A 24,772-nucleotide genomic window follows, 5' to 3' on the forward strand; every position below is an offset into this window, starting at 1 on the left:
CGCACGTGAAAGGCCACGATCTGCCATGAAATTCGTCCTGGCGAGCTACGGAACACGCGGTGACATAGAGCCTTTGGTCGCCGTCGGCCGTGAGCTGCTGCGCCGGGGGCACGATGTGCAGATGGCTGTCCCGCCTGATCTGGTTTCGTTCGCCGAGGCGGCCGGGCCGGCGGCGGTTCCGTATGGTCCGGATCTGCAGGCTGTACTGGATGCACACCGCGACTTCTGGACGCACTTCTTCCACAATTTCTGGAAGGTTCGGGAACTGATCGAGTTGCGACGCGAGGTCGTCGCACCGTTCCTACAGTGTTGGAAGGAGATCATCGCGACGCTGACGTCCCTCTCCGAGGGTGCCGACGTGCTGTTCACCGGCGTGAACTTCGAGGATGCCGCCGGCAATGTCGCTGAGTATTACGACATCCGGTTGGCCACCCTTCACCTGTTCCCGTTGCGGGCCAACGGCCAGTTCGTGCCGTTCTTGCCCGCACCATTGGGCCGTTCCACGATGAAGGCCTCCGAGTGGATCGCGTGGCGCAACGCGAAGAAGGTCGAGGGCATCCAGCGCGGTGAACTGGCGCTGCCGAAGGCCACATCGCCGTCACCGTGGCGGCTCACCGAGCGCGGATGTCTGGAGATCCAGGCGTACGACGAAGTCTGCTTTCCGGGCCTTGCCGCCGAATGGGCGCAATGGTCTGATCAACGGCCCTTTGTCGGTGCTCTGACGATGGATCTGCCCGGCGACTCCGATGACGAGGTCGCTTCGTGGATCGCCTCCGGAACACCGCCGATTTTCTTCGGCTTCGGCAGCTTGCCGATGGAGTCCGGCGCCAAGACACTCGCGATGATCAGTTCCGCATGTGCGGAGCTGGGTGAGCGGGCGCTGGTGTGTTCGGCCGGGACCGACCTGCACGACGTGCCGCCATCCGATCACGTCAAAGTCGTCGGGGCGATGAACTACTCAGCCGCCTTTCCCGCCTGCCGCGCAGTCGTACATCACGGGGGATTGGGCACTACGGCCGCGGGACTGCGGGCCGGAGTTCCCACGTTGATCTTGTCGACCGACCTCGATCAGACGCTGTGGGGTACCCGGGTGAAACGACTGAAAGTCGGTACTGCCCGCCGTTTTTCGGGAACCACCGAAAAGTCGTTGGTCGCCGACCTGCGCACCATCCTCGCCCCGCAGTATGCGGCCCGCGCCCGAGAGGTCGCCACTGAAATGACCAAGCCGGCCGAAAGTGTGATGGCCACCGCCGACCTCGTGGAGAAGTTCGCGGGCCTCGGCCGGCTGTGACCGAACGTCAATCAGCTTCGCGGCGCGTCAGCGCCGCGAGTCGTGCGATCCGTGAACGTGGGCAGGACATTGCGTCGGCGCCATGGACATCGTTGATATCGGCGCGGTGTCCCTGATCGCTCGAACATGGATCATCCCGCCACGATGCGGCACGAAGGTGACATGTTTCGGCCTTTGCTTCTCGTCGGCTGCAGTGGTGGTGCTCAATTCGACCCTGCGGAGAATCTCACGCAGGACGAGCCGTATCTCGACCATCGCAAAGGTGGCTCCGAGACACCGGCGGTTTCCGCCGCCGAACGGCAGCCAGGTTGTCGGGCTCTGGGTGGTGCCGAGCATTCGATCCGGGTCGAACCTGTCCGGATCCGGGTACACCGCGGGACTGGCGTGTACCAGCCCGATCGCCGGGTCGACCATGATTCCGGCCGGAAGCCGGTAGCCGCCAACCTCGACCGGCGCCTTCAGGATCCGGCCCGAACTGAACAGCACCGGACGGATCCGCAGCGTCTCCTTGATCACCGCGTCGAGGTACTCGTCGCCGGCAGGATCTCCCGCCGCGCTCGCATCGGCCGCCCGCACCGCCCTGGCCAACGCTGCGGGATGCCGGGTCAGCCGTTCCAGCGCCCAGGACAAGGCCGTCGCGGTGGTCTCGTGCCCGGCTGCGATCGCGGTCAGGAGCTGATCACGCAGTTCGCTGTCGGACATCACGCGGCCGTCGTCGTCGGTCGCACGGACGAGCATGGCCAACACGTCGGTGCGTTCGGCGAGGCCGGGATCGGCGCGACGGTCGGCGATCTCGGCGTACAGCAGGGCGTCGGCCTCCGCGAATCGCCGCCCCACTCCTCGCCATGGACGGTGGCGCCGCAGGCTCGGTTTCGTGATCGCCGGTGTTTCCCACGGCTTCATGTAGAGCAGGCGCGGCACGACTTTGCGCAACGCGGCCAACCGCGTCGGGTCGCTGGCGCCGATCACGGTCCGAAGAATCACCTCCAGCGTGATCTCGGTCGTCTTGGGCGCTACCGGGAAGCTCTTGCCGACCTGCCAACCCGCGATGTTCGCGGCAGCGATCTCGACCATCTGAGCAGCCTGGTTCGCGACGGCATCACGATGAAATGCCGGCATCGTGAGGCGCCGCAAGCTGTGGTGCGCTTCCTCGTCGAGCACAAACAGGGAGCTGTCGCCGAGAAGACCCCGGAAGAACCAATGCGCTTCACCGGAATGAAAAACCTTGGGGTCGCCGGCATACACCGTCTTGATGTCGGCTGGATCCGCGAGGTAGACAACCGTGCCCGACAGCGGATTGCGCAAGGTGAACATGTCGCCATAGCGGCGTTGGCAGCCGCTCAGGAAGCGTAAACCGAAGCCGGCCATCAACGCGGACTGCACCACCATGGGAAGTGGAGGTCCAGGCGGCAGTGCGGTTTTCGCGAAATTGCTCACTTCTGCGTGATCCCTAGCTACTAGACGGTACGGATGCCGACACGACGACCTCGGGCTGTGACCGACGTTGATCACCCGTCGCGGGGGAGCACGTACTCCGTGTCGATCCACGGTCGCAGCTCTGGCTCTACGGTATTTCCCAACGGTACGTTGTCGGCTTGGGTGGGGGGCAATTTCGGCCGATACCGTCGCCAACGCAGTGGCACACGTGAGTGGTGTGCATGGTGTGGCAGATGACTCGAGCCCAGACCGTCCCGAGCCGGTATCGGCATGCCCGTTGATCGCGAAGCGCTGAGCGGATGCATAGCGCGATGTGATCAGTTGAATTCGTATTGCCGAGAGGCCGAAGGCCGTCGTAGTCGACCCTCTGGTTCGACGCCAGCAAGGAGCCTCTCGCAAGTCAGCAATTTTGGCACACTATGACACCATCGGTGAAACGCGCGGCGTCGACTGCATCGACGAGTGCTCTACCGGGCTCAAGCCAAGGCTCAGTGGCTAATTCGCCACGCTAACAGTGGTCGCGTCAGTCGGCTCCGTATCGCATCACCACCGCCAGATGACATTCAGCAAATATTGACGATTTCCCTAAAAACGCCTGCCCGCCGAGGCGTCTGGGTTAGGTTTAGAACGTGTTCCATTTAACTCGTCCAGATGGTCTGGAGCGCCGGTGAGTATCAATCCATTCGATGACGACAACGGCAGTTTCTTCGTCTTGATCAACGACGAGGAGCAACACAGCTTGTGGCCGGCCTTCGCGGATGTTCCGGCCGGGTGGCGGGTGGTCTACGGCGAGGCGGACCGCGCCGCGTGCCTGGACTACATCGAGCAACATTGGCCCGACATTCGACCGAAGAGTCTGCGAGAGAGGTTGGCGCAGGGGCGGATTGTTGATCAATAGTCGTCAGGCCGCGACCGATGGAATGTGATGAGAGACTCCCGCTGACGCGGGGCCAGTTGGACATCTGGCTTTCGGAGGAAACAGGCCGAGCGGGTGTCAAGTGGCAGCTGGGCATGCTGGCGCGGATCGATGGCGCCATCGAGCACGATGTGCTCGCACAGGCGATTCGTCATGTGGTGCATGAGGCCGAACCACTCAGAACCGCTTTCGCCGAATCAGACGGCCAGGTATTCCAGACCGTCGTCGACTATCCGGATGTTCAGCTCGCCCACCATGATCTGACTGGTTCCTCTGATCCGGTACGAGATGCGTATCGGATGGCGTCATCGATCCGGCAGGTGCCGATGGCGCTCACCGGTCCGTTGTTCAAGTTCGCGCTGCTACAGACGCGCGCCGACGAGTTCTACTTTTTTGTGTGCTGTCACCACATCGCGATCGACGGAATCGGCATGGGCCTCGTGTGCCACCAGATTGCCGCTGCCTACACAGCAATCGCCCGTGACGCGCCGATGCCACCTGCGATCTTCGGCTCATTGAAGAGCCTGATCGACTGCGAGTCGGACTATGAGGCTACCGAAGATTACCTCGACGATCAGGCGTACTGGGCCGAGAATATCCCGCCCGAGACTGATCACAGCCACGGGCCGGCGCGCGGGGTCGCAAACCAAGCAGGCGAGTATGAGCCCTCCGCGCCAATCCAACTCGACTCCTCCGTCGTAGCCCGAGCGCGCGGTCTGGCGAAAGCTCTTGGGGTGCGCCGCGCTTCCGTGATCGCCGCGGCATACGCGTTACTGGTGCATGGCGAGATCGGGGGGTCCGAGGTCGCACTCGATTTTCCGGTGAGTCGACGGGTGCGTCCCGAGGCATTGATGGTGCCCGGGATGATCTCCGGCGTCGTGCCGTTGATCGTGGATATGTCCGCCCGGTCCACCGTGGCGGACTTGTGTGGGCACGTGGACCAGCGGATACGAGAAGCGCTGCGCCATCAACGGTTCCCGCTCCGGGCTATCGAGAACACGTCGCGATTCCGGGGTACCGGGCAGCCGTCCGCCCGCGCAGCGATCAATTTCATCCCGACCATTCCGAGAGCGGATTTCCATGGTGCTCCGGCAACGGGCACTGTCACCCATACCGGCCTGGTAGATCAGTTTGGTCTGGTCTTCCTCCAGGAGGACGACGAACTCTTCCTCAGCACGACGGGCGTCGGCCAGTTGTTTGTCGGTTGCCGCGCCCGACAATTGGCCGACAGGTTCGAGCGGGTTCTGAGTTCGATGAGCGCCGACCCCGGCCGGTTGCTTCCGGCGGTCGACGTCCGTGAAGCGCTCGAGGAGCTCGACGAGTGGGGGAACCGGGCGGCGTTGGCGTTGGCGGTGCCGGCGCCGGTGTCGGTTCCGGTGTTGTTCGCTCGGCAGGTGGCTCGTGACCCGGGGGCGGTGGCGGTCAGCTTCGGTGACAGTTCGATGTCGTACCGCGGGCTGGACGCGGCTTCGAATCGGTTGGCGCACTTGCTTCTTGAGCGGGGTGTGGGGCCTGGCCGGCGGGTGGCGTTGGTGTTCGCGCGGTCGGTTGAGGCGGTCGTGGCGATCTTGGGGGTGCTGAAGACCGGTGCGGCGTACGTGCCGATCGATCCGTCGATGCCTGATGCGCGTGTGGATTTCGTGCTGGCCGACTCGGCGCCGATCGCTGTGGTCACCACCGCTGATCTGATGGGTCGGTTGGGCGGGCGTGGACTGACGGTGATCGACATCGACGACCGTGCGGTCTATGGTCAGCCCGGTACCGCGCCGAAAGTGGATGTGGCGGCTGATGATGTCGCGTATGTGATCTATACCTCGGGTACGACGGGTGTGCCCAAGGGTGTGGCGGTTGCGCATCGGAATGTGGCGCGGTTGCTCAGTGACGTGGACCGTGAGCTGGGGTTGTCGGCGGGTCAGGTGTGGACGCAGTGTCATTCGTTGGCTTTCGATTTTTCGGTGTGGGAGATTTTCGGGGCACTGCTGCACGGCGGCAGGTTGGTGGTGGTGCCCGAACCGGTAACACGGTCACCCGAGGAGTTCCACTCCCTGCTCGTCGATGAACACGTGAGGGTGCTGAGCCAGACGCCGGCAGCGTTCTATGCACTGCACGAGGTAGACGCCACCCAGCCGGAAACCCAGATCGCACTCGAGCTCGTGGTGTTCGGCGGCGAGGCGCTGGACCCGCCGCGCCTGAGCCCGTGGCTGACCGAACATCCGAGGCTGCCGCGGCTCATCAATATGTATGGGATCACCGAGACGACGGTGCATGCCTCGTTGCGGGAGATCACTACTGCCGATGTGGGCAACGGAGTTTCGCCGATCGGTGTGCCGTTGGCTGATCTGGCGTTTTTCGTGCTCGATGGATGGTTGCGCCCGGTGCCCGCCGGTGTGGTGGGTGAGTTGTATGTGGCCGGTGCGGGTTTGGGTTATGGCTATGTGGGCCGGCCCGGGTTGAGCGCGACACGGTATGTGGCGTGTCCGTTCGGTGACGCCGATGCTCCGGGGATTCGGATGTATCGCACCGGAGATCTGGTGTCGTGGGGCCCAGACGGACAGCTGCGCTATCTAGGCCGTGCCGATGAGCAGGTCAAGATCCGTGGCTACCGCATCGAGTTGGGTGAAATCCAGGCTGCGCTGAGCGCTGTGGACGGTGTCGAACAGGCAGTGGTGATCGCCCGCGAAGACCGGCCCGGCGACAAGCGTCTGGTCGGCTACGTCACCGGCACCGCCGACCCGGACAAGGCGCGTACCGCACTTACCCAGACACTCCCGCCCTATATGGTGCCCACCGCCGTCGTGGCCATCGAAACGTGGCCACTGACCGTCAACGGCAAACTCGACAAAAAGGCTCTACCCGCACCGCGATACCAGCACACCGACCAACACCGAGCCCCGACCACGCCCACCGAGGAAATCCTGGCCGGCATCTACGCCCAGATCCTCGGCCTGAACCACATCAGCGTCGACGACTCCTTCTTCGATCTCGGCGGGGATTCGTTGCAGGCCATGCGCCTGGTCGCCGCGCTCAACCGAACCTTGGACGCCGCCCTTGAAGAGCGGGTCGTGTTCGACGCTCCGACGGTTGCCCAATTGGCGCTCCGGATCGGTGGTGAAGAACGTCGGGCGCAGCCCTTGCTGGCGGCCGAACGGCCGGCGGTGATGCCGTTGTCCTTCGCTCAGAGCCGGTTGTGGTTCATCGACCAATTGCAGGGGCCTTCACCGGTATACAACCTGGCGGCGGGTTTGCGCCTCGAAGGGTCGCTCGATGTCGACGCGCTGGGCGCGGCTTTCGTGGACGTGCTCGAGCGCCACGAGAGCCTGCGTACCCTGTTCCCGACGGTGGACGGAACACCTCAGCAACTGATCGTTCCGGCGGATCAGACGGGGTTCAGCTGGGACGTCGTCGACGCCGCGGGTTGGCCGGAAAGCCGCCTGCAGGACGCGATCGAGGAGGCGGCCCGGCACAGTTTCGACCTGGCTACCGAGATCCCGTTGAGCGCAATGATTTTCCGCGTCGCCGACGAGGAACACGTCCTGGTTGTGCTGGTGCACCATATTGCCGCCGACGGGTGGTCGATCACACCGCTGGTGACCGATCTGGGCAGGGCCTACGCCTGCCGGTGCGAAGGGCATGCCCCCGACTGGGAGCCGCTGGCGGTCCAGTATGCGGACTACACGTTGTGGCAGCGTGCGCTGCTCGGCGATCTCGAGGACACCGACAGCCGCATCTCCCGGCAACTGACATTCTGGGCCGACAACCTGGCGGGCATGCCCGAACGCCTGATGCTGCCCACCGACCGTCCGTACCCTTTGGTGGCTGATCAACGTGGTGGCCGGATTGATGTGGAGTGGCCGGCCGACCTGCAGCAGCAGGTTGCTCGCCTGGCGCGCGACCACGATGCGACCAAATTCATGGTGGTCCAAGCGGCGCTGCTGACCTTGCTATCGAAGCTGAGCTCCAGTTCGGATGTGGCGGTGGGCTTCCCGATTGCCGGGCGCCGTGATCCGACCCTCGATGAGTTGGTCGGGTTCTTCGTCAACACCTTGGTGCTCCGGGTGGATCTGGCAGGAGACCCGAGTATCACCGAGGTGCTGGCAAAGGTACGAGCCGACAGCCTCAGCGCCTTCGAGCACCAAGATGTGCCGTTCGAGGTGCTCGTCGAGCGGCTCAACCCGACCCGTTCGCTGACTCACCACCCTCTGGTCCAGGTCATGCTGGCCTGGCAGAACGTCCCCGGACAGACCGGCACGGCTGACGGCGGGTTCGCTCTCGGGGATCTGCGGGCCACCCAGCTGCCGCTGGACACTCACACCGCCCGGATGGACCTGTCCTTTTCGCTGGCCGAACGCTGGGATGAAACCGGGCAGGCCGCAGGGATTTCCGGCACGGTTGAGTTCCGCACGGACGTATACGACACCAGCACCGTGGAAACGCTGATCGATCGGCTGCAGCGGGTGCTCACGGCGATGGCGGCCGACCCGACCCGGCGCCTGTCGTCGATCGATGTGGTCGATACCGAAGAACAGGTACGCCTGGACACAGTGGGCAACCGCGCGGCGCTGATCCGCCCATCGCCCGCGCCGGCGTCGCTGCCGGCGCTGTTCGAGGCGCAGGTCGCCCGAGACGCCGGTGCGGTGGCAGTCAGCTTCGACGGAAGCCACATCACCTACGGCGATCTCGATCGGGCCGCAAACCGGTTGGCACACCTGCTCCTCGAGCAGGGCGCGGCGCCGGGCCAGCGGGTCGCGGTGCTGTTCTCCCGCTCGGTCGAGGCGATCGTCGCGATCGTCGCGGTTCTCAAAACCGGTGCGGCGTATGTACCGATCGACCCCACGGTGCCCGATTCCCGATTGGACTTCGTCCTCACCGATTCCGCGCCGCTGGCGGCTGTCACCACAACGGACCTCGCCGATCGCCTGGCGGGGCATCAATTGACAGTGATCGCGATCGACGACGCCGTGGTGGCCGGTCAGCCGGACACCACGGTGCCAGGTCCGGCGCCGGACGACATCGCGTATCTGATCTACACCTCGGGTACCACGGGTGTGCCCAAGGGTGTGGCGATCCCGCACCGCAACGTGACCCGACTCTTGCAGGCGCTGGACGAATATCTGGAGCTGTCGACGGAACAGGTTTGGGCGCATTGCCATTCGTTGGCCTTCGACTTCTCCGTGTGGGAGATCTTCGGTGCACTGCTGCACGGTGGGCGACTGGTCGTGGTGTCCGATTCGGTGGCGCGTTCTCCCGAGGAACTCCACGCCCTGCTGATCGATGAACGCGTCAGCGTGTTGAGTCAGACGCCGTCGGCGTTCTATGCGCTGCAATCCGTCGATGAACTCTCACCGGCATCCGGATCCGAGCTGGAACTCGACCTGGTCGTGTTCGGCGGTGAGGCGCTGGACCCTACGCGTTTGGCGGAGTGGCTGCAGGACCATCCGGCATTGCCGCGGTTGATCAATATGTACGGGATCACCGAGACGACGGTGCATGCCTCGTTCCGTGAGATCACTTCCGGTGATGTCGACGTCGCGACCAGTCCGATCGGCGTTCCGCTGAAGCATCTGGCTTTTTTCGTGCTCGATCGTTGGTTGCGACCGATGCCAGTCGGTGTCGTGGGCGAGTTGTACGTCGCCGGTGCGGGGTTGGCCGCCGGGTACGTGGGCCGGCCCGGTTTGAGTGGGACGAGGTTCGTGGCATGTCCGTTCGGGACACCCGGAATGCGGATGTATCGCACCGGGGACCTGGTCTGCTGGCGTTCGGACGGGGAACTGCACTACCTCGGTCGTGCCGACGAGCAGGTCAAGATCCGTGGTTATCGCATCGAGTTGGGCGAGATTCAATCGGCACTGATGGCTTTGGACGGTGTCGAGCAGGCAGTGGTGATCGCCCGTGAGGAACGCCCCGGGGACAAGCGCCTGGTCGGCTACGTCACCGGCGCCGCCGATCCTGCCGAAGTGCGTGCGGCGCTGGGGGAGACGCTGCCGTCCTACATGGTGCCGGTTGCGGTCGTCACCATCGACGCATTGCCGTTGACGGTCAACGGCAAACTCGACACGCGTGCGCTGCCGGCACCCGAATACCAAGACATCGACCACTACCGCGCCCCGGCAACTCGCATCGAGGAGATGCTGGCCGACATCTTCGCCCAGGTCCTCGGACTCGAGCAGGTCGGCGTTGACGATTCGTTCTTCGACCTTGGTGGCGACAGCATTTCGGCCATTCAGGTGATATGGCGCGCCCACAGTGCCGGCCTGACAGGTCGCCCGCGCGACATCTTCGTCCAGCAGACCGTCGCCCGGTTGGCGCGGGTGGTGCGGATGGCCGACAACACCGGCAGCGTGATCGACGAGGGGCTAGGCCCTGTGGTGGCGACGCCGATCATGCGGTGGCTCAAAAGCCTCGAAAGTCCCGACGGCCCGATCGACGAGTTCAACCAGACCGTGGTGCTGCAAGCCCCCACCGGTGCCGCCGAGAACGACGTGGTGATCGTGTTGCAGGCCCTGCTCGATCGGCACGGAATGTTGCGCCTGCGCGCCGAGGACGACGGGGCGGGCGGATGGTCGCTGACGGTGCCGGAGGCACAAACGGTGGACGCCCGTGCGTACCTGTGCACCGTGGACCTGTTGACCGAGGACGCCCTCGCGGCGGCACGGTCACGGTTGTCTCCCGCCGCCGGAGCGATGGTGAGCGCGGTGTGGAGCTCGTCCACGGGACAGCTGGCGTTGGTCGTTCACCATTTGGCCATCGACGGTGTGTCATGGCGAATTGTGTTGGAGGACATCAATATCGCGTGGACTCAGCATCGCGGCGGGCAACCCGTGCTGCTGCCGCCGGCAGGAACGTCGTTTCCCAGTTGGGCCGAACTGCTTTCCGGGTACGCGTGTCATCCCGACGTCGTCACCCAGGCCGACGTGTGGCGGCAGGTGGCATCGATCCCCGCCGCGTTGCCGTCACCGCAACCGTCAGATGACACGTTCGCCACCGCCGGATACCTGACCGAGTTCCTGGATGCGGAGACCACCCACATGCTGCTCGGCGATGTGCCTGCGGCATTTCACGCCGGTGTGCACGAGATCCTGTTGATCGCTTTCGCTTTGGCGTGGGCGCAATACCTGGGTACCGGCGGCGCACCGATCGCGATCGACGTCGAGGGGCACGGGCGCCAAGACGATGTGGCCGGCTTGGGCGGCGGTGAGGACAGAGACATCGACGTGTCACGCACCGTCGGGTGGTTCACCACCAAGTACCCGGTGTCGTTGAGCTTCGGCGGCCGGGGCGGCGGGTTGCGCTGGACTCAGGTGGTGGCCGGTGACGCAGCGCTCGGCGCGGTGATCAAAGACGCCAAAGAGCAACTTCGATCTCTGCCCGACGGTCTGACCTACGGTCTGCTGCGCTACCTCAACCCCGAGGTGGAGCTGCCGGCAGCCGATCCCGTGATCGGATTCAACTATCTCGGACGGCTGGGCTCCCCAGCGGCCTATGCATCTGGTGATGTGTGGCGCTTCAGTCAGGAAGGTCTGTCGTTGACCGGCGCCGCCGGTGCGATGCCCATCGCGCTGGCGCACTCCGTGGAGCTCAATGCCGTCACGATCGACACCGACACCGGTCCGCATCTGAACGCCACCTGGACGTGGGCGCCCAGCGCGCTGGACCGCACAGCCGTCACCCGGATCAGCCGGTTATGGTTCGACGCGCTCGCGGGCATCTGCGCCCACGTGAGGCGGGGCGGGGGCGGGCTGACCCCGTCCGACATCGCCCCGGCTCGGCTGAGCCAGCAGCAGATCGACACTCTCTACGGCGAATTTCCCATCGCCGACGTGCTTCTTCTGACGCCGCTGCAGCAGGGGCTTCTGTATCACGCCGGCATCGCGAACTGCTCCGGCGACGACGTCTACGCGGTGCAGCTGGATCTGGCACTGAGCGGTCCGCTCGACGTTCGGCGGCTCCGTGACGCCGTGCAGGCAGTGGTCAGCAGGCATCCGCATCTGGCGGCTCGCTTCTGCCCACAATTCGAGCAACCGGTGCAGGTCATTCCCGCTGACCCGGTGGCGCCCTGGCGGTATGTCGAGTTGGGCGCCAAGGGAATTGGCGCCGACCAAGAGGTAGAGCAGATATGTGCGGACGAGCGGGCGGCGGTGTGCGATCTCGAGAACCAGCCGGCCTTCCGGGCCGCCCTCATCCGCATCGCGGAAGGCAGGCACCGGTTCGTCCTGACCAATCATCACATCGTGCTCGACGGCTGGTCGATGCCGATCCTGATGCAGGAGATCTTCGCCTGCTACCAGGGGGTGCGGCTCCCCGCGGCCTCGCCGTACCGCAGTTTCGTGACGTGGCTGTCCGAACGCGACCACCGTGCCGCCCACGCAGCCTGGCGTGAGGTGCTGGCCGGTTTTGACACGCCCATTCTTGTCGGACCGCCGCAGAAGCTGCGGTTCGGGCAGCGTCGCGTCGCCTCGTATCGGGTGCAGGCGAGGACCACACGCGCCCTCACCAAGTTGGCCCGCGCACATCACACCACCGTGAACGTCGTACTGCAGGGCGCATGGGCGCTGCTGCTGAGCTGGCTGACCGGCCAACCTGACGTCGCGTTCGGAACGGTCGTCTCGGGCAGACCTCCCGAGGTCGATGGCGCGGATTCGATGGTCGGTCTGCTGATCAACACCGTGCCGGTGCGCGCCACCTTCACACCGGCCACCACCACGGCCGATCTGCTGGATCAACTACAGAGCGCCCACAACGACACGCTCGAGCACCAGCACGTGGCGCTCAGCGACATCCACCGCATGACCGGCCAGGACAGCCTGTTCGACACCGTGTTCGTCTATGAGAACTATCCGACCGAGGCCAAGACGCAACCGGGTGACGACGGATTGACCATTACCGGTTTCAGCAGCCGCGACTACTACCACTATCCGATCTCGGTGCAAGCCGGTCCGGGTCGTGAGTTGGAGCTCCGCGTTCAATACGACACCGATGTGTTCGCCGCGGAAACCATCGAAGCGCTGATGGAACGCTTCAAGAAGGTGCTGGTGGAGATGGCGGCCCATCCGGGGCGCCGCGTGTCGTCCCTGGGACTGCTGACGAAGACCGATCGGTTGGACGGGTGGGGCCGCACGCCAGGGTCGGGGCAGCCGGGCGTCAGGGCCGTGTCGGTGTCCGACGTACCTGACACCGGTGGTGCGTACCGCCCGCCGGCCACCTTGATCGAGCAGATCCTGGCCGGCATCTATGCCGAGGTGCTGGGCGTGGACCGGGTCGGGGTGGAGGAGTCGTTCTTCGATTCGGGCGGCGATTCGATTGCTGCGATGCGTGCCATCGCCGCGATCAACGGGGCCCTCGACGTCGAACTCACGATGCTCACGTTGATTGACGCCCCGTCCGTACGGAGCTTGGCGCAGCGGTTGTCCAACGCATCCGCTCTCGAATGACCGGCGGTTGATGCGTCCCGGTCACCACATATAGGGCACCAGGCGGTAGCGCGCTTTCTGCGCGTATTCGCGGTACCCGTCCAACTCTTCGACGAGCAGTTTCTCCTCGTCCCGGATGCGGACGATCAGCACGATGAGGCCGGGTAGGACAGGCAGAAGTCCCCAGTAGGAGCCGAGCGCCAGCGGGAAGCCGACGATTGTCAGCACGTTGCCGGTGTACATCGGATGACGCACCAGCCCGTACAGGCCGGTGGAGGCCAGCTTCTGGCCCGTCTCCACCTGCACGGTGGAGGCCGCGAAGCTGTTCTGGATCACCACGAGGCTCGTGACGCCCAACCCGACGGCGACCAGAACGTCGCCGGCCACGCAGATCACCCCTGGTACCGACGACCAATTGAAACGATGGTCAAGGGCGCTGACCACGACCATCGCGGCCAGGGACAGGTACCAGCCGGCGATGAGGATCTTCTGCACCATTCGGGTTTCCGCTGCCGGTCCCGCATGCTTACGCCGTTGGTGCGCCTCGGGATCTGCGCGTTGCAGATAGATGCTGGGGATCCATGTCGACAGCGCGAACACCGCGAGGAAAACCCAGGCCTGCCAGAAGTCGAGTGTTCCGGCGAGCGAGAACAGGACCAAGCCGAAGACGATGAGTTCGATCAGCCCGAATGCCACCACTCGCGCAACGGCTTTCACGCATCCTCCTGTCGTTCGCCGCAGCACAACCGCGGCGGGTGCAACGCGGCGCTCGGCCCAACCTACCGTCGGCGGGAGGGCAAAAGGGTGCGATTGATCCCAAGCCGCCGTCCGGGGTTCAGCGCCCTTTCGGACCGGCTGCGATGCAGGGGCGCGGGGGAGCGGCACTCGGTGTCGTTCTGGCGATACTCGGCTACGGCGGCTTGATCTGGGCCGCGGCCATCCAGAAGACCTGGATGGTGAAGGGGCTGAGCGGGTTGTTCGGCGCCGCGCTGATCGGGTATCTAGGAGCCGCGCTCTTCGCTTGCGCCACTGCCTTCCAGTGACAGCGTGGTGCCCTCGGTGAGATTCGAACTCACACTGTACGGGTTTTGAATCCGTTTCCTCTGCCAGTTGGGATACGAGGGCGTGCCGATCAGTACTGCGGCCTACCACCATAGAGGATGGCCCCGCGCTCGCCGAACTCCGGCCTCCACGACACAATGTCTCCCATGACCGGGTCACCGAATGACGCTGACAGACCACGCCGCGTGCTCGTCGCCGAGGACGAAGCGCTCATCCGCCTGGACCTCGCGGAGATGCTCCGAGAAGAGGGCTACGAGGTCGTCGGTGAGGCGGGCGACGGCCAGGAGGCCGTCGAACTCGCCGAGTCGCTACGCCCGGACCTGGTGATCATGGACGTCAAGATGCCCCGCCGCGACGGGATCGACGCGGCCTCGGAGATCGCCAGCAAGCGCATCGCTCCGATCGTCATCCTGACCGCGTTCAGCCAGCGGGAGCTGGTCGAGCGGGCCCGCGATGCCGGGGCGATGGCCTACCTCGTCAAGCCCTTCAGCATCACTGATCTGGTGCCGGCCATCGAGGTGGCGGTCAGCCGGTTCAGCGAGATCGCCGCGCTGGAAAACGAAGTGGCGACGCTCGGCGATCGGCTCGAGACCCGCAAGCTGGTCGAGCGAGCCAAGGGTTTGCTGCAGAGCAAACACCAGATGACGGAGCCCGAGGCGTTCAAGTGGATTCAGCGGGCCGCGATGGACCGGCGAACCACCATGAAACGCGTGGCCGAGGTGGTGCTGGAGACCCTTGAGGATTCCGAGGAAGCGCCCGCCGAGGAGAACTGAATCGTCGGCCCGGTTGTTAATTGTGCGTTTCTGCCGGGCCGATATTCCGCGTTCAGCCAGTACCCGCGACAGAACCATTCACTCAACATCCCGCACTCCGGCCGGTGGTTGGCTATGTTCTACCCGAAGCATCGGCGCCCGGGCCTTCACAGGTCAGGGCGCCGGTGCCGCTGACAACTCTGACCCGGAGGTGAAGCGTGCGCGGTCGCGTGGCACGGAAAGCATTTGCTCTCGGAAGTGCGGGTGTGGTTGCGCTGGCGATTGCCGGCTGTAACCAATCCTCGCCGGAAGGTGAGACATCGCAGACCGATTTGAAGATCGTCGAGAAGGTTCAGATCGACGAGAACGGTGCCGAGGTCAAGGCAGCCGGGGACATCGCTCCCGCCGATCCCGCCGGTGACGGTAAGGCCAACTGCCCGCCGGTGATGATCGGCATGATGGGCGCGCTCAACGGTCCGGACGCTGCCCTCGGCATCAACATCAAGAACGGTGTGCAGCTGGCGATCGACAAGCACAACGCGGCCAACGCTGGTTGCCAGGTGCAGCTCAAGAGCTTTGACACCGAGGGTGATCCGCAGAAGGCCACCGGCGTGGCCCCGCAGATCGTCGACGAGGCGTTCATCGTCGGCCTTGTCGGGCCGGCGTTCTCCGGCGAGACCAAGGCCACCGGTGACGTGTTCAACCAGGCCGGACTGGTCGCGGCCACCGCGTCGGCCACCAACGTCACGTTGAGTGAGAACGGGTGGCGGACCTTCTTCCGTGGCCTGGCCAACGACGGCGTTCAGGGACCCGCGGTGGCGAACTACCTCAAGAACACGCTCGGCAACAAGAAGGTGTGCGTGGTCGACGACAGTACCGACTACGGGCTCGGCCTGGCCCAGGCTGTGCGTGAAACCCTGGGCCCGGTTGCTGATTCGTCGTGCAACATCTCGGTGAAGAAGGGGGACAAGGAGTTCTCGGCCGCGGTCACCCAGATCAAGGGTGCCGCACCGGATTCGGTGTTCTACAGCGGCTACTACTCCGAGGCCGCGCCCTTCGTCCAGCAGCTCAAGGACGGCGGTGTGACGGCGACGTTCGTCAGCGCCGACGGCACCAAGGACCCCGAGTTCGTCAAGCAGGCCGGCGAATCGTCGAAGGGCGCCTTGCTGTCGTGCCCGTGTGGTCCGGCCACCGGGGCGTTCGCCGACGAGTACACCAAGAAGTTCAACCAGGCACCCGGCACGTACAGCACCGAGGGTTATGACCTGGGCACCATCCTGCTCAAGGGCATCGACTCGGGTGCCATCACCCGGCCGGCTCTGCTGGACTTCGTCCGCAAGTACGAGGGACAGGGAGTGGGCCGTAAGTACCAGTGGACCGACAAGGGCGAGCTCACCACCACCTTGATCTGGATGTACGAAGTCAAGTAGCCCACCAGGCGAAACGCGTCCGAGACCGGCACCAGGACTCGGACGCGTTTCGTTACACACCACGAAAGTCAGGAGCCGCCGCCGGATGATCCACCAGTGCGTCGAGCAGTCCGCCTGCCTGGCATCCAACATCAGTTTCAATCTGGATGGCCTGCGAGACGGCTTCTGGCAGTTGACGATCGACGGTCTGTCGTGGGGCGCGATCTACGCGTTGGTGGCGGTCGGTTACACCCTGGTGTTCGGCGTGCTGCGCCTGATCAACTTCGCCCATTCCGAGATCTTCATGCTGGGCATGTTCGGCGCCTACTTCTGTCTGGACGTGATTCTCGGTTTCACCCCGAGCGGTAACGCCTACAACAAGGGTGTCGCGCTGACCGTGCTGTATCTCGGCATCGCCATGCTGTTCGCGATGCTGGTCTCGGGATCGGCGGCGGTCGGTCTGGAACTCATCGCCTACCGGCCGCTGCGAAAACGCAATGCCCGCGCGCTGACCTTTCTCATCACAGCCATCGGAATGTCGTTCGTCCTGCAGGAGTTCGTGCATTTCGTGTTGCCCAAACTCTTGAAGGGTTACGGCGGCAGCAACGCTCAACAACCGATCGTCCTGGTCCAGCCCAAGGCGCAGTTCACGATTTTCGGTGCCACGGTGTCGAACGTGACGCTGGTGATCGTGGGCGCAGCTCTGGTGCTGGCCGTGTTGACCGACATCGCGATCAACCGCACCAAGTTCGGCCGCGGCATCCGGGCCGTCGCTCAGGACCCGACAACGGCCACGTTGATGGGCGTCTCCCGGGAACGCATCATCATGCGGACCTTCCTCATCGGCGGCCTGCTGGCGGGCGCCGCGGCGCTGCTCTACACGTTGAAGGTGCCCCAGGGCATCATCTACTCGGGCGGATTCCTGCTCGGCATCAAGGCATTCTCGGCGGCGGTGCTCGGCGGTATCGGCAATCTCCGTGGCGCGCTGCTGGGCGGTCTGCTGTTGGGCATCATGGAGAACTACGGGCAGGCGGTGTTCGGAACGCAGTGGCGGGATGTCGTGGCGTTCGTTCTGCTGGTGCTGGTCCTGCTGTTCCGGCCGACGGGCATACTCGGTGAGAGCCTCGGGAAGGCGCGGGTATGAGCGAGCATCACGGTTCAGAGACCGCCGGGTCGGTGACCAAGACGTTGCTGGCTCCGGGCGACGCCCTTCGCGGCGCATGGTCGACGCTGCCGCGCGCGGCCAAATGGCTTGTCGGGGTGGTCGGTTTCGGCTTCCTGGCGCTGCTGCCGTTGTTCACGCCCAGCTTCCTCAACACCACCGGCATCAGTTTCGGCGGCACCATGGCACAGTTCGCGATGATCGCCATCATCGCCATCGGCCTCAACGTCGTGGTCGGGCAGGCCGGTCTGCTGGACCTCGGGTACGTCGGCTTCTACGCGGTGGGCGCATACACGGTCGCGCTGCTGACCAGCCCCGACAGCCCGTGGAACAAGGTGGGCCCCGACGGGTTCTTCAGCAAGGACTGGGCCTGGCTGTCCTGTGTGCCGCTGGCCATGGCCGTCACCGCACTGGCCGGTCTCATCCTGGGGACACCCACTCTGCGGTTGCGCGGCGACTATCTGGCGATCGTCACCCTCGGGTTCGGTGAGATCATCCGGCTGCTCGCCGACAATCTGTCCGACGTCACCAATGGTTCACGCGGGTTGAACCAGGTCGCGTATCCGCGGCTGGGGGAGAGCGAGAAGCTTCCCAACGGTGTGTTCTCCAGCGGTAACTCGGCCGGTGAGGCGAACTACGGCACGTGGTGGTTCTGGCTGGGCCTGATCCTCATGATCGGCATCCTCCTGCTGGTGGGCAACCTGGAACGCAGCCGCGTCGGGCGGGCCTGGGTGGCGATCCGCGAAGATGAGGACGCCGCAGAGGTGATGGGCGTCAACACGTTCCGTTTCAAACTGTGGGCGTTCGTGATCGGCGCCGCGATCGGTGGCCTCTCGGGCGCGCTGTATGCCGGCCAGGTCCAGTACGTCGCGCCGCCTACCTTCAACATCATCAACTCGATGCTGTTCCTGTGCGCGGTGGTGCTCGGCGGTCAGGGCAACAAGCTCGGTGTCATCTTCGGCGCATTCATCGTGGTGTATCTGCCCAACCGGCTGCTGGGCGTCGAGTTCCTCGGCATCAACCTCGGTGACCTCAAGTATCTGTTCTTCGGTCTCGCGCTGGTGGCCCTCATGATCTTCCGGCCGCAGGGCCTGTTCCCGGTGCGTCAGCAGCTGTTGACTTACGGGCGATCGGCTCGGCAGTTGTTGCGCGGCAACACGGACAAGGAGCCGGTGGGATGAGCGAGCCCATGCCCGGTGTGGCCGAGAGCGTCGAGGAACTGGCCGGCGTGCACCGCGAGATCCAGGCCGCCGAGGGCGAGATCCTGATGGAGATAAAGGATCTCACGGTGCGGTTCGGTGGCCTCGTCGCGCTGGACTCCGTGAACTTCAACATCCGCCGCGGTGAGATCCTGGGCCTGATCGGGCCCAACGGTGCGGGCAAGACCACCTGCTTCAACGCGATCACCGGCGTGTACCGGCCCAGCGCGGGTTCGGTGACCTTCGACGGTGCCCCGCTGGGCCGGATCAAGCGTCACCAGATCACCCGCCGGGGTATCGCCCGCACGTTCCAGAACATCCGGCTCTTCGGTGAGATGACCGCGCTGGAGAACGTCATGGTGGGAACCGACGCGCGGCACAAGACCTCGGTGCCGGGTGCGTTGGCACGATCGCCGCGGCACCGCCGCGAGGAGCGGTCGGCAATCGAAAGAGCGGCTGCACTACTGCACTTCGTCGGCATTGCCCATCGCGGCGAGGAGAAGGCCAAGAATCTGCCCTACGGTGATCAGCGCCGCCTCGAGATCGCTCGCGCGCTGGCCACCGAGCCCAAGCTGTTGTGTCTGGACGAGCCGGCGGCCGGATTCAATCCGGCCGAGAAGGCGTCACTGATCGAGTTGATCCGCAAGATCCGCGATGACGGCTACACCGTGCTGTTGATCGAGCACGATATGCGTCTGGTGATGGGCGTGACCGACCGCATCGTGGTGCTGGAGTTCGGCCGCAAGATCGCCGACGGATTGCCACACGAAATCCGCGAAGACCCGACGGTCATCGCCGCGTATCTGGGGGTGCCCGATGACGAGCTCGGTTGAGACCAGTCGTCCGGTGTTGCTCGAAGTCCGCGACGTGGTGGTGCACTACGGCCGCATCAAGGCACTGCACGGTGTATCGCTGGTAGTGCGCGAGGGGGAGTTGGTCACGCTGCTGGGCTCCAACGGGGCCGGCAAGACCACCATGATGCGGGCCATCTCAGGTCTGCGGGCCTTGACCTCCGGGTCGGTGTGGTTCGAGGGCCGCGACATCTCCCGGGTGAAGGCACACCAACGCGTCATCGACGGATTGATCCAGGCCCCCGAGGGGCGCGGCGTCTTCCCTGGGATGACGGTGGTGGAGAACCTCGAGATGGGCTGCTATGGACGTAAATTCGCGTCCCGCGGGGAACATGACGAGCGGTTGGACTGGGTGTTCACAACGTTCCCGCGGCTGGCCGAGCGGCGATCTCAGGTGGGCGGCACGCTCTCCGGCGGGGAGCAGCAGATGCTGGCCATCGGCCGGGCGCTGATGGCGCGGCCCAGGGTACTGCTGCTCGACGAGCCGTCGATGGGATTGGCTCCGATGGTGATATCGCAGATCTTCAGGATCATTTCCGAGATCAACACCCAGGGCACCACGGTGCTGCTGGTCGAGCAGAACGCCCAACAGGCGCTGAGCCGGTCAGACCGGGCCTACATCCTGGAGACCGGCAATGTCACCCGTACCGGCGATGCGCGGGAATTGTTGGCAGACGACAGCATTCGCGCCGCCTACCTCGGTGTCGCGTAGGCGATGGTAGCCAAATCGATTGCGTTGTTCGTGCTGGCGGCGATCCTGGAGATCGGCGGTGCCTGGCTGGTCTGGCAAGGCGTTCGCGAACATCGCGGCTGGATGTGGATGGGCGCCGGGGTGATCGCGCTCGGCGCCTACGGCTTCGTCGCCGCGTTCCAGCCCGACGCCCACTTCGGCCGGGTCCTGGCTGCCTACGGCGGGGTGTTCATCGCCGGATCGTTGTTGTGGGGCATGGCCGCCGACGGTTTCCGGCCCGACCGCTGGGACGTCACGGGTGCGCTCGTGGCCTTGGCGGGGGTCGGGCTGATCATGTACGCGCCGCGCTGAACCCTCAGTCGAGATGGGCGCTGTCGTCGTCCAGTTCGTCGCGGCTCAAGCCCATCGGTGTGGCAGCCGGAACGTCACCGGCGGCCACCACCTGCCGGGTGATGGGCGTCAACACCCGGAACAGGGTGGTGACCTCGTCGTCGGTCAACGCGTCGAGCGCACCCAAGGACAACGCGTCGGTGCGGTCCTCGATGGCCTGCTTGGCCTCTCGCCCCGCATCGGTGAGGTCGCCTTGGGCGTCCAGCCAGCCACGGGAGCGCAGCTGCCCGGCGTAGCGTTCCCATTGCTCGTCGTCGTAGTCGCGGCTGCGCATGATCATCTCGCGCGGTACCCGACCGGCGGCGGCGTGCAACACGTTGCACGCCCGGCCGCTGACGCCCTCGGAGACCAACACCGCGATGTGGGAATCGCCGCGTTGCTCGCGCAGCAGGGTGACCGCATGCCACAGCTTGGCGATCGGCTCTTCGGGCCATGGCAGGGCTCGGTTGGCGGCGTAGAGGGGACGGCCGTCCAAGGGTGCGGTGCGGGCGGCCTTGGCGGTCAGCTCGGCGGCAAGGCGAGTCGACTCGGAGTCCACGACGCCGGATCGACGCAATGCTGCCACAGCAGAGTCCGACCGCAGCTCCAACAGTGTTGCCGGACTGGCCTTGTCCCAGACGGCGGGCAGTGCCTTGGCGACCCGCTCGGTGGTGAAGTTGTAGAACGCGGCGGCGACGACCTCCGCCGGCACGATGCCCAGCGGGGCCGAGCGAGCGGCGAAGTAGCCCATCCAGAAGCCGCGGTACCCGAGGGAATCGAGTGCCGCTCGCGGCTCGGCGGCGAAGTACGTGACCCCGTGCACCGGTTCCAGGCGATCGAAGAAACGACGTGCCAATGCGGGAGAACGACCCATTGACCTAGTTAAGCATCGGGGCGATCACCGTTGGCCACCGCGGTGGCAGCCTCGTCGATGATCGCTCGCATCGCCTGTTCTGCGGCATCCTCGTCGCCCAGCCGGACGGCTCGGGCGACCTCGTCGTGCAACGCGATAGCAGCCGGGTTCGGTGAGTCGGGCATCAATCCGTGTTGGGTCCGTCCGGCCAGCACCTCGGCCACCACGTCGTTGAGGGCGCGAAACATCTCGTTACCGCTGGCGTCCAGGAGCGTCTGATGGAAGACCTTGTCCGCCAACAGGTACGCATCGAGATCGCCGGCCCGCCCGTGCACCACCATGTCGGAGACGGCCGCGGCCAGGATTCGGCATTGGTCGGGATTCGCCCGCCGCGCGGCCAGGGCCGCGGCGGCCGGCTCGAATCCCCGCCGCAGCTCGGACAGCGAGGCCAGCAGTACCGCACGGTCCCCGGCCTGTAGGCGCCAGCGAATCAGTCTGGGGTCGAACACGTTCCACTTGCGTGACGGTTGCACCGTGATCCCGACCCGGCGGCGCGACTCCACCATGCCCATCGACTCCAGCACCCGGATCACCTCGCGCGCGACGCTGCGGGATACCTCGTGCTCGGCGCTGAGCCGATCAAGGGTCAGCACCTGGTCGGCCGCCAGCTCGCCGGACACGATTCCGGTACCGAGCGCGGTGAGCAGCGTGGCATGCAGCGCACCGACGTTTGAGGGCGAGGACACGGTTACATCGTGTCATACAGGGCTCAGGAAGGGGAAAGAACGGATCTAACCGACAAACTGTTGCAATCGTATGCTCTTTAAGCGATGCTGTGTGACGGCAGACACACAATTGAGGCGGTTGTATGGGTTCACCAGTGGTGGTCATGGGCGTATCCGGGTCGGGCAAGTCGACCGTGGGTGCCGCGCTGGCGCAGCGAATGCGGGTGCCGTTCGCCGACGGCGACGACTTCCATCCCGCCGCCAACATCGCCAAGATGTCCGCGGGCCACGCCCTCGATGACGACGACCGCTATCCGTGGTTGGAAGCGATCGGCGAATGGCTGGCCGGTCACCATGACGGCGGGGTGATGAGCTGCTCGGCGCTCAAGCGCAGATACCGCGACCAATTGCGACGACACTGCCCCGATGCGGTGTTCCTGTATCTGAGTGGCTCACCGGAGGTGATTCGAAGACGCCAGGCCAGTCGACCGGGGCACTTCATGCCGGCCGCCCTTCTCGATTCCCAATTCGCGACGTTGGAGCCCCTCGGATCCGACGAGACGGGCATCGTCATCGACGTGGATCAGAGCATCGACGCCATCGTGGACGAGTACGTCGAACAAGCTGTAGCCCAATCAGATTCTGCGACAACAGAACAGGACAACCGATGACAACGGCGCTCATCCATCTGGCGGCCGGGACCGAACTCGTTGAACCGGTAGCAGGCGGCGGCCAGTTGATCCTGGCCGCACTGGCCGGGATCGCGCTGATCGTCGTTCTCATCACCATCGCCAAGCTGCACCCGTTCCTGGCGTTGATCTTCGGCGCCTTGACTGTTGGCCTGTTCGCGGGGGAGAACATCGGGGCCGTACTCGATTCGTTCTCCAGCGGATTCGGGTCGACCGCCGCAAGTGTCGGCATCCTGATCGCACTGGGCGCGATGTTCGCCAAACTTCTCGCCGATTCGGGTGGCGCCGACGAGATCGTGGACACCATCGTCGGGCATGCCTCCCCGCGGGCACTGCCGTGGGCGATGGCGTTGGTGGGCGCGATCATCGGTCTGCCGATGTTCTTCGAGATCGGTCTGGTGTTGTTGATGCCGGTGATCTACCTGGTGGCCCGGCGTTCTCAGCTTTCCCTCGTCACGGTCGGCATCCCGGCGCTGGCCGGCCTGTCGGCCATGCATGGATTCGTTCCACCGCATCCTGGGCCGGTCGCGGCGATCTCACTGCTCAACGCCGATCTCGGCATCACCTTGGCCTTGGGCGTGCTCGTGGCGATCCCGACGATCGTGGTGGCCGGTCCGCTGTTCGGCAAGCTCGCGGGACGCTGGGTGGTTCTCGATGTGCCGGACCGCTTCGACGCCACGGACGCGGGTGCGAGCTCCTCCGAGGGCAGTGTCACCGGCACTGCGACTGTGACGAATACGCGACCGAGCTTCGGCATCACGATCTTCAGCGTGCTGTTGCCGGTGGCCCTCATGATGGGCAAAGCGCTCGTCGACATCTTCGTCGACGACAAGACACATGTGCTGCGGCAGACGTTCGACATACTCGGGCGGCCCTTGATGGCACTGCTCATCGCCGTCGTCATCGGCATGTTCACGCTCGGTCGTGGTGCGCGGATGACCCGCGATCAGATCGTGAAATGCGTTGAGTCGTCGTTACCGCCGGTGGCCGGCATCATCCTGATCGTTGCCGCCGGTGGTGGGTTCAAGCAGGTTCTGGTCGACACCGGAATCGGCACCTTACTGGCGGAATGGGCCAAGGGGGCCAACCTGTCGGTGGTGCTGCTGGCCTGGGTGCTGGCGGTGCTGATCCGATTGGCCACGGGGTCGGCAACGGTCGCCACCATCACCGCGTCGTCACTGATGCTGGGGGTGGTCGAGGGGATGAGCACCGGCGAGGTGTCGCTGGTGGTGCTCGCCGTGGGCGCCGGTTCGCTGTTCTTCTCGCATGTCAACGACGCCGGATTCTGGCTAGTCAAGGAGTATTTCGGGATGACCGTCGGTCAGACCATCAAGTCCTGGTCGCTGATGGAGACGGCGCTGTCGGTCTCCGGTCTGGTCTTCGTGCTGCTGCTCGGGCTGGTCATCTGAGCCGGGCTACGGTTCTCAGCTCCGAACCACCGCTGTGCCCCCGGCGAGTTCGTCATGCTTGCCCTGCTTGGTCGGGCTGGCACTGATGGTCACCGCGATGACGATCATCGCGATGATGCCCAGGAAACCGCCCACGAACGGGACGATGGGCAGCAGCGTGAACGCGTTACGCACCGCCGACTCTTTGGCCGTCGGCTTGGGTGTGTTGCCCGCGCCATGTACAGCCAGCCCGAGCAGCTTCTTGCCCGGTGTCGCACCTGTGGCCACTTCGAGACCGACGAAGTAGACGAACATCAGTAATCCGCTGAACAGGCCGGTGACCCAGTAGTTCGACAGCGAATCGGTGATGAATGACAGGAAGAACGCCACGATCCCGACGATGATGCCGTCGATCACGCGGGCGAAGAACCGTCGGCCCAAACCGCCCGGGGCTTGTGTGCCATAGGGCGGGGGATAACCACCCGGCACCTGCCCGCCGTAGGGCGGTGGGTAACCGCCCGGTTGTCCGTATTGCCCGAATTCCGGTTGGTAGTCACCCGTGGTCATGCCA

Annotated in this window: 18 protein-coding genes and 1 tRNA gene; 13 read left to right on the top strand and 6 right to left on the bottom strand. The window is 65.0% G+C overall.

Annotated elements, in window-relative coordinates:
- The first annotated feature begins 25 nt into the window (after window positions 1-25).
- Window positions 26-1,291, top strand: a complete 1,266-nt coding sequence (locus tag H977_RS0109915; RefSeq protein ID WP_029107719.1) for a glycosyltransferase — start codon at window positions 26-28, stop codon at window positions 1,289-1,291.
- Window positions 1,292-1,318: 27 nt separating this feature from the next.
- Here the strand turns inward: H977_RS0109915 and H977_RS0109920 are convergent, their stop codons facing one another.
- On the bottom strand, window positions 1,319-2,728 hold the full coding sequence (locus tag H977_RS0109920) for a cytochrome P450 (protein WP_029107720.1): 1,410 nt from the start codon (window positions 2,726-2,728) through the stop codon (window positions 1,319-1,321).
- Window positions 2,729-3,395: 667 nt separating this feature from the next.
- Here H977_RS0109920 and H977_RS0109925 point away from each other — a divergent pair.
- Window positions 3,396-3,626: an MbtH family protein gene (locus tag H977_RS0109925; protein WP_029107721.1), complete on the top strand. Its 231-nt coding sequence runs from the start codon at window positions 3,396-3,398 to the stop codon at window positions 3,624-3,626.
- 17 nt (window positions 3,627-3,643) lie between these two features.
- On the top strand, window positions 3,644-13,072 hold the full coding sequence (locus tag H977_RS0109930) for a non-ribosomal peptide synthetase (protein ID WP_081681672.1): 9,429 nt from the start codon (window positions 3,644-3,646) through the stop codon (window positions 13,070-13,072).
- Window positions 13,073-13,093: 21 nt separating this feature from the next.
- Here H977_RS0109930 and H977_RS0109935 read toward each other — a convergent pair whose 3' ends face one another.
- Window positions 13,094-13,768, bottom strand: a complete 675-nt coding sequence (locus tag H977_RS0109935) for a methyltransferase family protein (protein ID WP_029107723.1) — start codon at window positions 13,766-13,768, stop codon at window positions 13,094-13,096.
- Window positions 13,769-13,911: 143 nt separating this feature from the next.
- On the opposite strand from H977_RS0109935, the gene H977_RS0109940 reads away from it, so the two are divergent.
- Complete coding sequence (locus tag H977_RS0109940) at window positions 13,912-14,094, top strand: hypothetical protein (RefSeq protein WP_029107724.1); 183 nt, start codon at window positions 13,912-13,914, stop codon at window positions 14,092-14,094.
- 5 nt (window positions 14,095-14,099) lie between these two features.
- Here H977_RS0109940 and H977_RS0109945 read toward each other — a convergent pair.
- Window positions 14,100-14,176, bottom strand: a tRNA-Leu gene (locus H977_RS0109945).
- Window positions 14,177-14,259: 83 nt separating this feature from the next.
- Between H977_RS0109945 and H977_RS0109950 the strand changes: the two genes are divergently transcribed.
- From H977_RS0109950 to H977_RS0109980, 7 genes are all read left to right on the top strand, one after another.
- The gene (locus H977_RS0109950; RefSeq protein WP_029107725.1) at window positions 14,260-14,886 is read left to right on the top strand and encodes an ANTAR domain-containing response regulator; all 627 of its coding nucleotides are present in this window, start codon (window positions 14,260-14,262) and stop codon (window positions 14,884-14,886) included.
- A gap of 197 nt (window positions 14,887-15,083) precedes the next feature.
- Complete coding sequence (locus H977_RS0109955; RefSeq protein ID WP_029107726.1) at window positions 15,084-16,295, top strand: branched-chain amino acid ABC transporter substrate-binding protein; 1,212 nt, start codon at window positions 15,084-15,086, stop codon at window positions 16,293-16,295.
- A gap of 85 nt (window positions 16,296-16,380) precedes the next feature.
- On the top strand, window positions 16,381-17,418 hold the full coding sequence (locus H977_RS0109960) for a branched-chain amino acid ABC transporter permease (protein ID WP_029107727.1): 1,038 nt from the start codon (window positions 16,381-16,383) through the stop codon (window positions 17,416-17,418).
- Window positions 17,415-18,617, top strand: a complete 1,203-nt coding sequence (locus tag H977_RS0109965) for a branched-chain amino acid ABC transporter permease (protein WP_029107728.1) — start codon at window positions 17,415-17,417, stop codon at window positions 18,615-18,617. Before H977_RS0109960 ends, H977_RS0109965 begins: the two co-directional genes overlap by 4 nt.
- Entirely contained in the window at window positions 18,614-19,468 is an 855-nt protein-coding gene (locus H977_RS0109970) for an ABC transporter ATP-binding protein (RefSeq protein WP_029107729.1), read from the top strand. The genes H977_RS0109965 and H977_RS0109970 overlap by 4 nt, the downstream gene beginning before the upstream one ends.
- Entirely contained in the window at window positions 19,452-20,198 is a 747-nt protein-coding gene (locus H977_RS0109975; RefSeq protein ID WP_029107730.1) for an ABC transporter ATP-binding protein, read from the top strand. Before H977_RS0109970 ends, H977_RS0109975 begins: the two co-directional genes overlap by 17 nt.
- Window positions 20,199-20,201: 3 nt before the next feature.
- Window positions 20,202-20,528, top strand: a complete 327-nt coding sequence (locus tag H977_RS0109980; RefSeq protein WP_029107731.1) for a YnfA family protein — start codon at window positions 20,202-20,204, stop codon at window positions 20,526-20,528.
- 4 nt (window positions 20,529-20,532) lie between these two features.
- Here H977_RS0109980 and H977_RS0109985 read toward each other — a convergent pair whose 3' ends face one another.
- Together H977_RS0109985 and H977_RS0109990 are read right to left on the bottom strand one after the other, a co-directional pair.
- Window positions 20,533-21,420 carry an SCO6745 family protein gene (locus H977_RS0109985; RefSeq protein WP_029107732.1) on the bottom strand — a complete coding sequence of 296 codons (888 nt, stop codon included), beginning with the start codon at window positions 21,418-21,420 and terminating at the stop codon, window positions 20,533-20,535.
- Between the two features lie 8 nt (window positions 21,421-21,428).
- Window positions 21,429-22,145, bottom strand: a complete 717-nt coding sequence (locus tag H977_RS0109990) for a FadR/GntR family transcriptional regulator (protein ID WP_029107733.1) — start codon at window positions 22,143-22,145, stop codon at window positions 21,429-21,431.
- Between the two features lie 122 nt (window positions 22,146-22,267).
- Between H977_RS0109990 and H977_RS0109995 the strand changes: the two genes are divergently transcribed.
- Window positions 22,268-22,795, top strand: a complete 528-nt coding sequence (locus tag H977_RS0109995) for a gluconokinase (protein ID WP_029107734.1) — start codon at window positions 22,268-22,270, stop codon at window positions 22,793-22,795.
- Window positions 22,792-24,222, top strand: coding sequence for a GntP family permease (locus H977_RS0110000; RefSeq protein WP_029107735.1), 1,431 nt, complete (start codon window positions 22,792-22,794; stop codon window positions 24,220-24,222). The genes H977_RS0109995 and H977_RS0110000 overlap by 4 nt, the downstream gene beginning before the upstream one ends.
- A gap of 15 nt (window positions 24,223-24,237) precedes the next feature.
- On the opposite strand, the gene H977_RS0110005 is transcribed toward H977_RS0110000, so the two are convergent.
- Window positions 24,238-24,768 (bottom strand): RDD family protein, encoded by a 531-nt coding sequence (locus H977_RS0110005; RefSeq protein WP_029107736.1) that lies wholly within the window; start codon window positions 24,766-24,768, stop codon window positions 24,238-24,240.
- Between the last annotated feature and the right edge of the window lie 4 nt (window positions 24,769-24,772).

Source organism: Mycobacterium sp. URHD0025 (assembly GCF_000426065.1).
GTDB lineage: Bacteria > Actinomycetota > Actinomycetes > Mycobacteriales > Mycobacteriaceae > Mycobacterium.

Excerpts from the sequence above, each read along its gene's own strand:
- H977_RS0109995 (WP_029107734.1), top strand. The coding sequence starts at position 22,268 with ATGGGTTCACCAGTGGTGGTCATGGGCGTATCCGGGTCGGGCAAGTCG.
- H977_RS0109915 (WP_029107719.1), top strand. The coding sequence starts at position 26 with ATGAAATTCGTCCTGGCGAGCTACGGAACACGCGGTGACATAGAGCCT.
- H977_RS0109980 (WP_029107731.1), top strand. The coding sequence starts at position 20,202 with ATGGTAGCCAAATCGATTGCGTTGTTCGTGCTGGCGGCGATCCTGGAG.
- H977_RS0109930 (WP_081681672.1), top strand. The coding sequence starts at position 3,644 with ATGGAATGTGATGAGAGACTCCCGCTGACGCGGGGCCAGTTGGACATC.
- H977_RS0109975 (WP_029107730.1), top strand. The coding sequence starts at position 19,452 with ATGACGAGCTCGGTTGAGACCAGTCGTCCGGTGTTGCTCGAAGTCCGC.
- H977_RS0109970 (WP_029107729.1), top strand. The coding sequence starts at position 18,614 with ATGAGCGAGCCCATGCCCGGTGTGGCCGAGAGCGTCGAGGAACTGGCC.
- H977_RS0110000 (WP_029107735.1), top strand. The coding sequence starts at position 22,792 with ATGACAACGGCGCTCATCCATCTGGCGGCCGGGACCGAACTCGTTGAA.
- H977_RS0109960 (WP_029107727.1), top strand. The coding sequence starts at position 16,381 with ATGATCCACCAGTGCGTCGAGCAGTCCGCCTGCCTGGCATCCAACATC.
- H977_RS0109985 (WP_029107732.1), bottom strand. The coding sequence starts at position 21,420 with ATGGGTCGTTCTCCCGCATTGGCACGTCGTTTCTTCGATCGCCTGGAA.
- H977_RS0110005 (WP_029107736.1), bottom strand. The coding sequence starts at position 24,768 with ATGACCACGGGTGACTACCAACCGGAATTCGGGCAATACGGACAACCG.
- H977_RS0109950 (WP_029107725.1), top strand. The coding sequence starts at position 14,260 with ATGACCGGGTCACCGAATGACGCTGACAGACCACGCCGCGTGCTCGTC.
- H977_RS0109940 (WP_029107724.1), top strand. The coding sequence starts at position 13,912 with ATGCAGGGGCGCGGGGGAGCGGCACTCGGTGTCGTTCTGGCGATACTC.
- H977_RS0109965 (WP_029107728.1), top strand. The coding sequence starts at position 17,415 with ATGAGCGAGCATCACGGTTCAGAGACCGCCGGGTCGGTGACCAAGACG.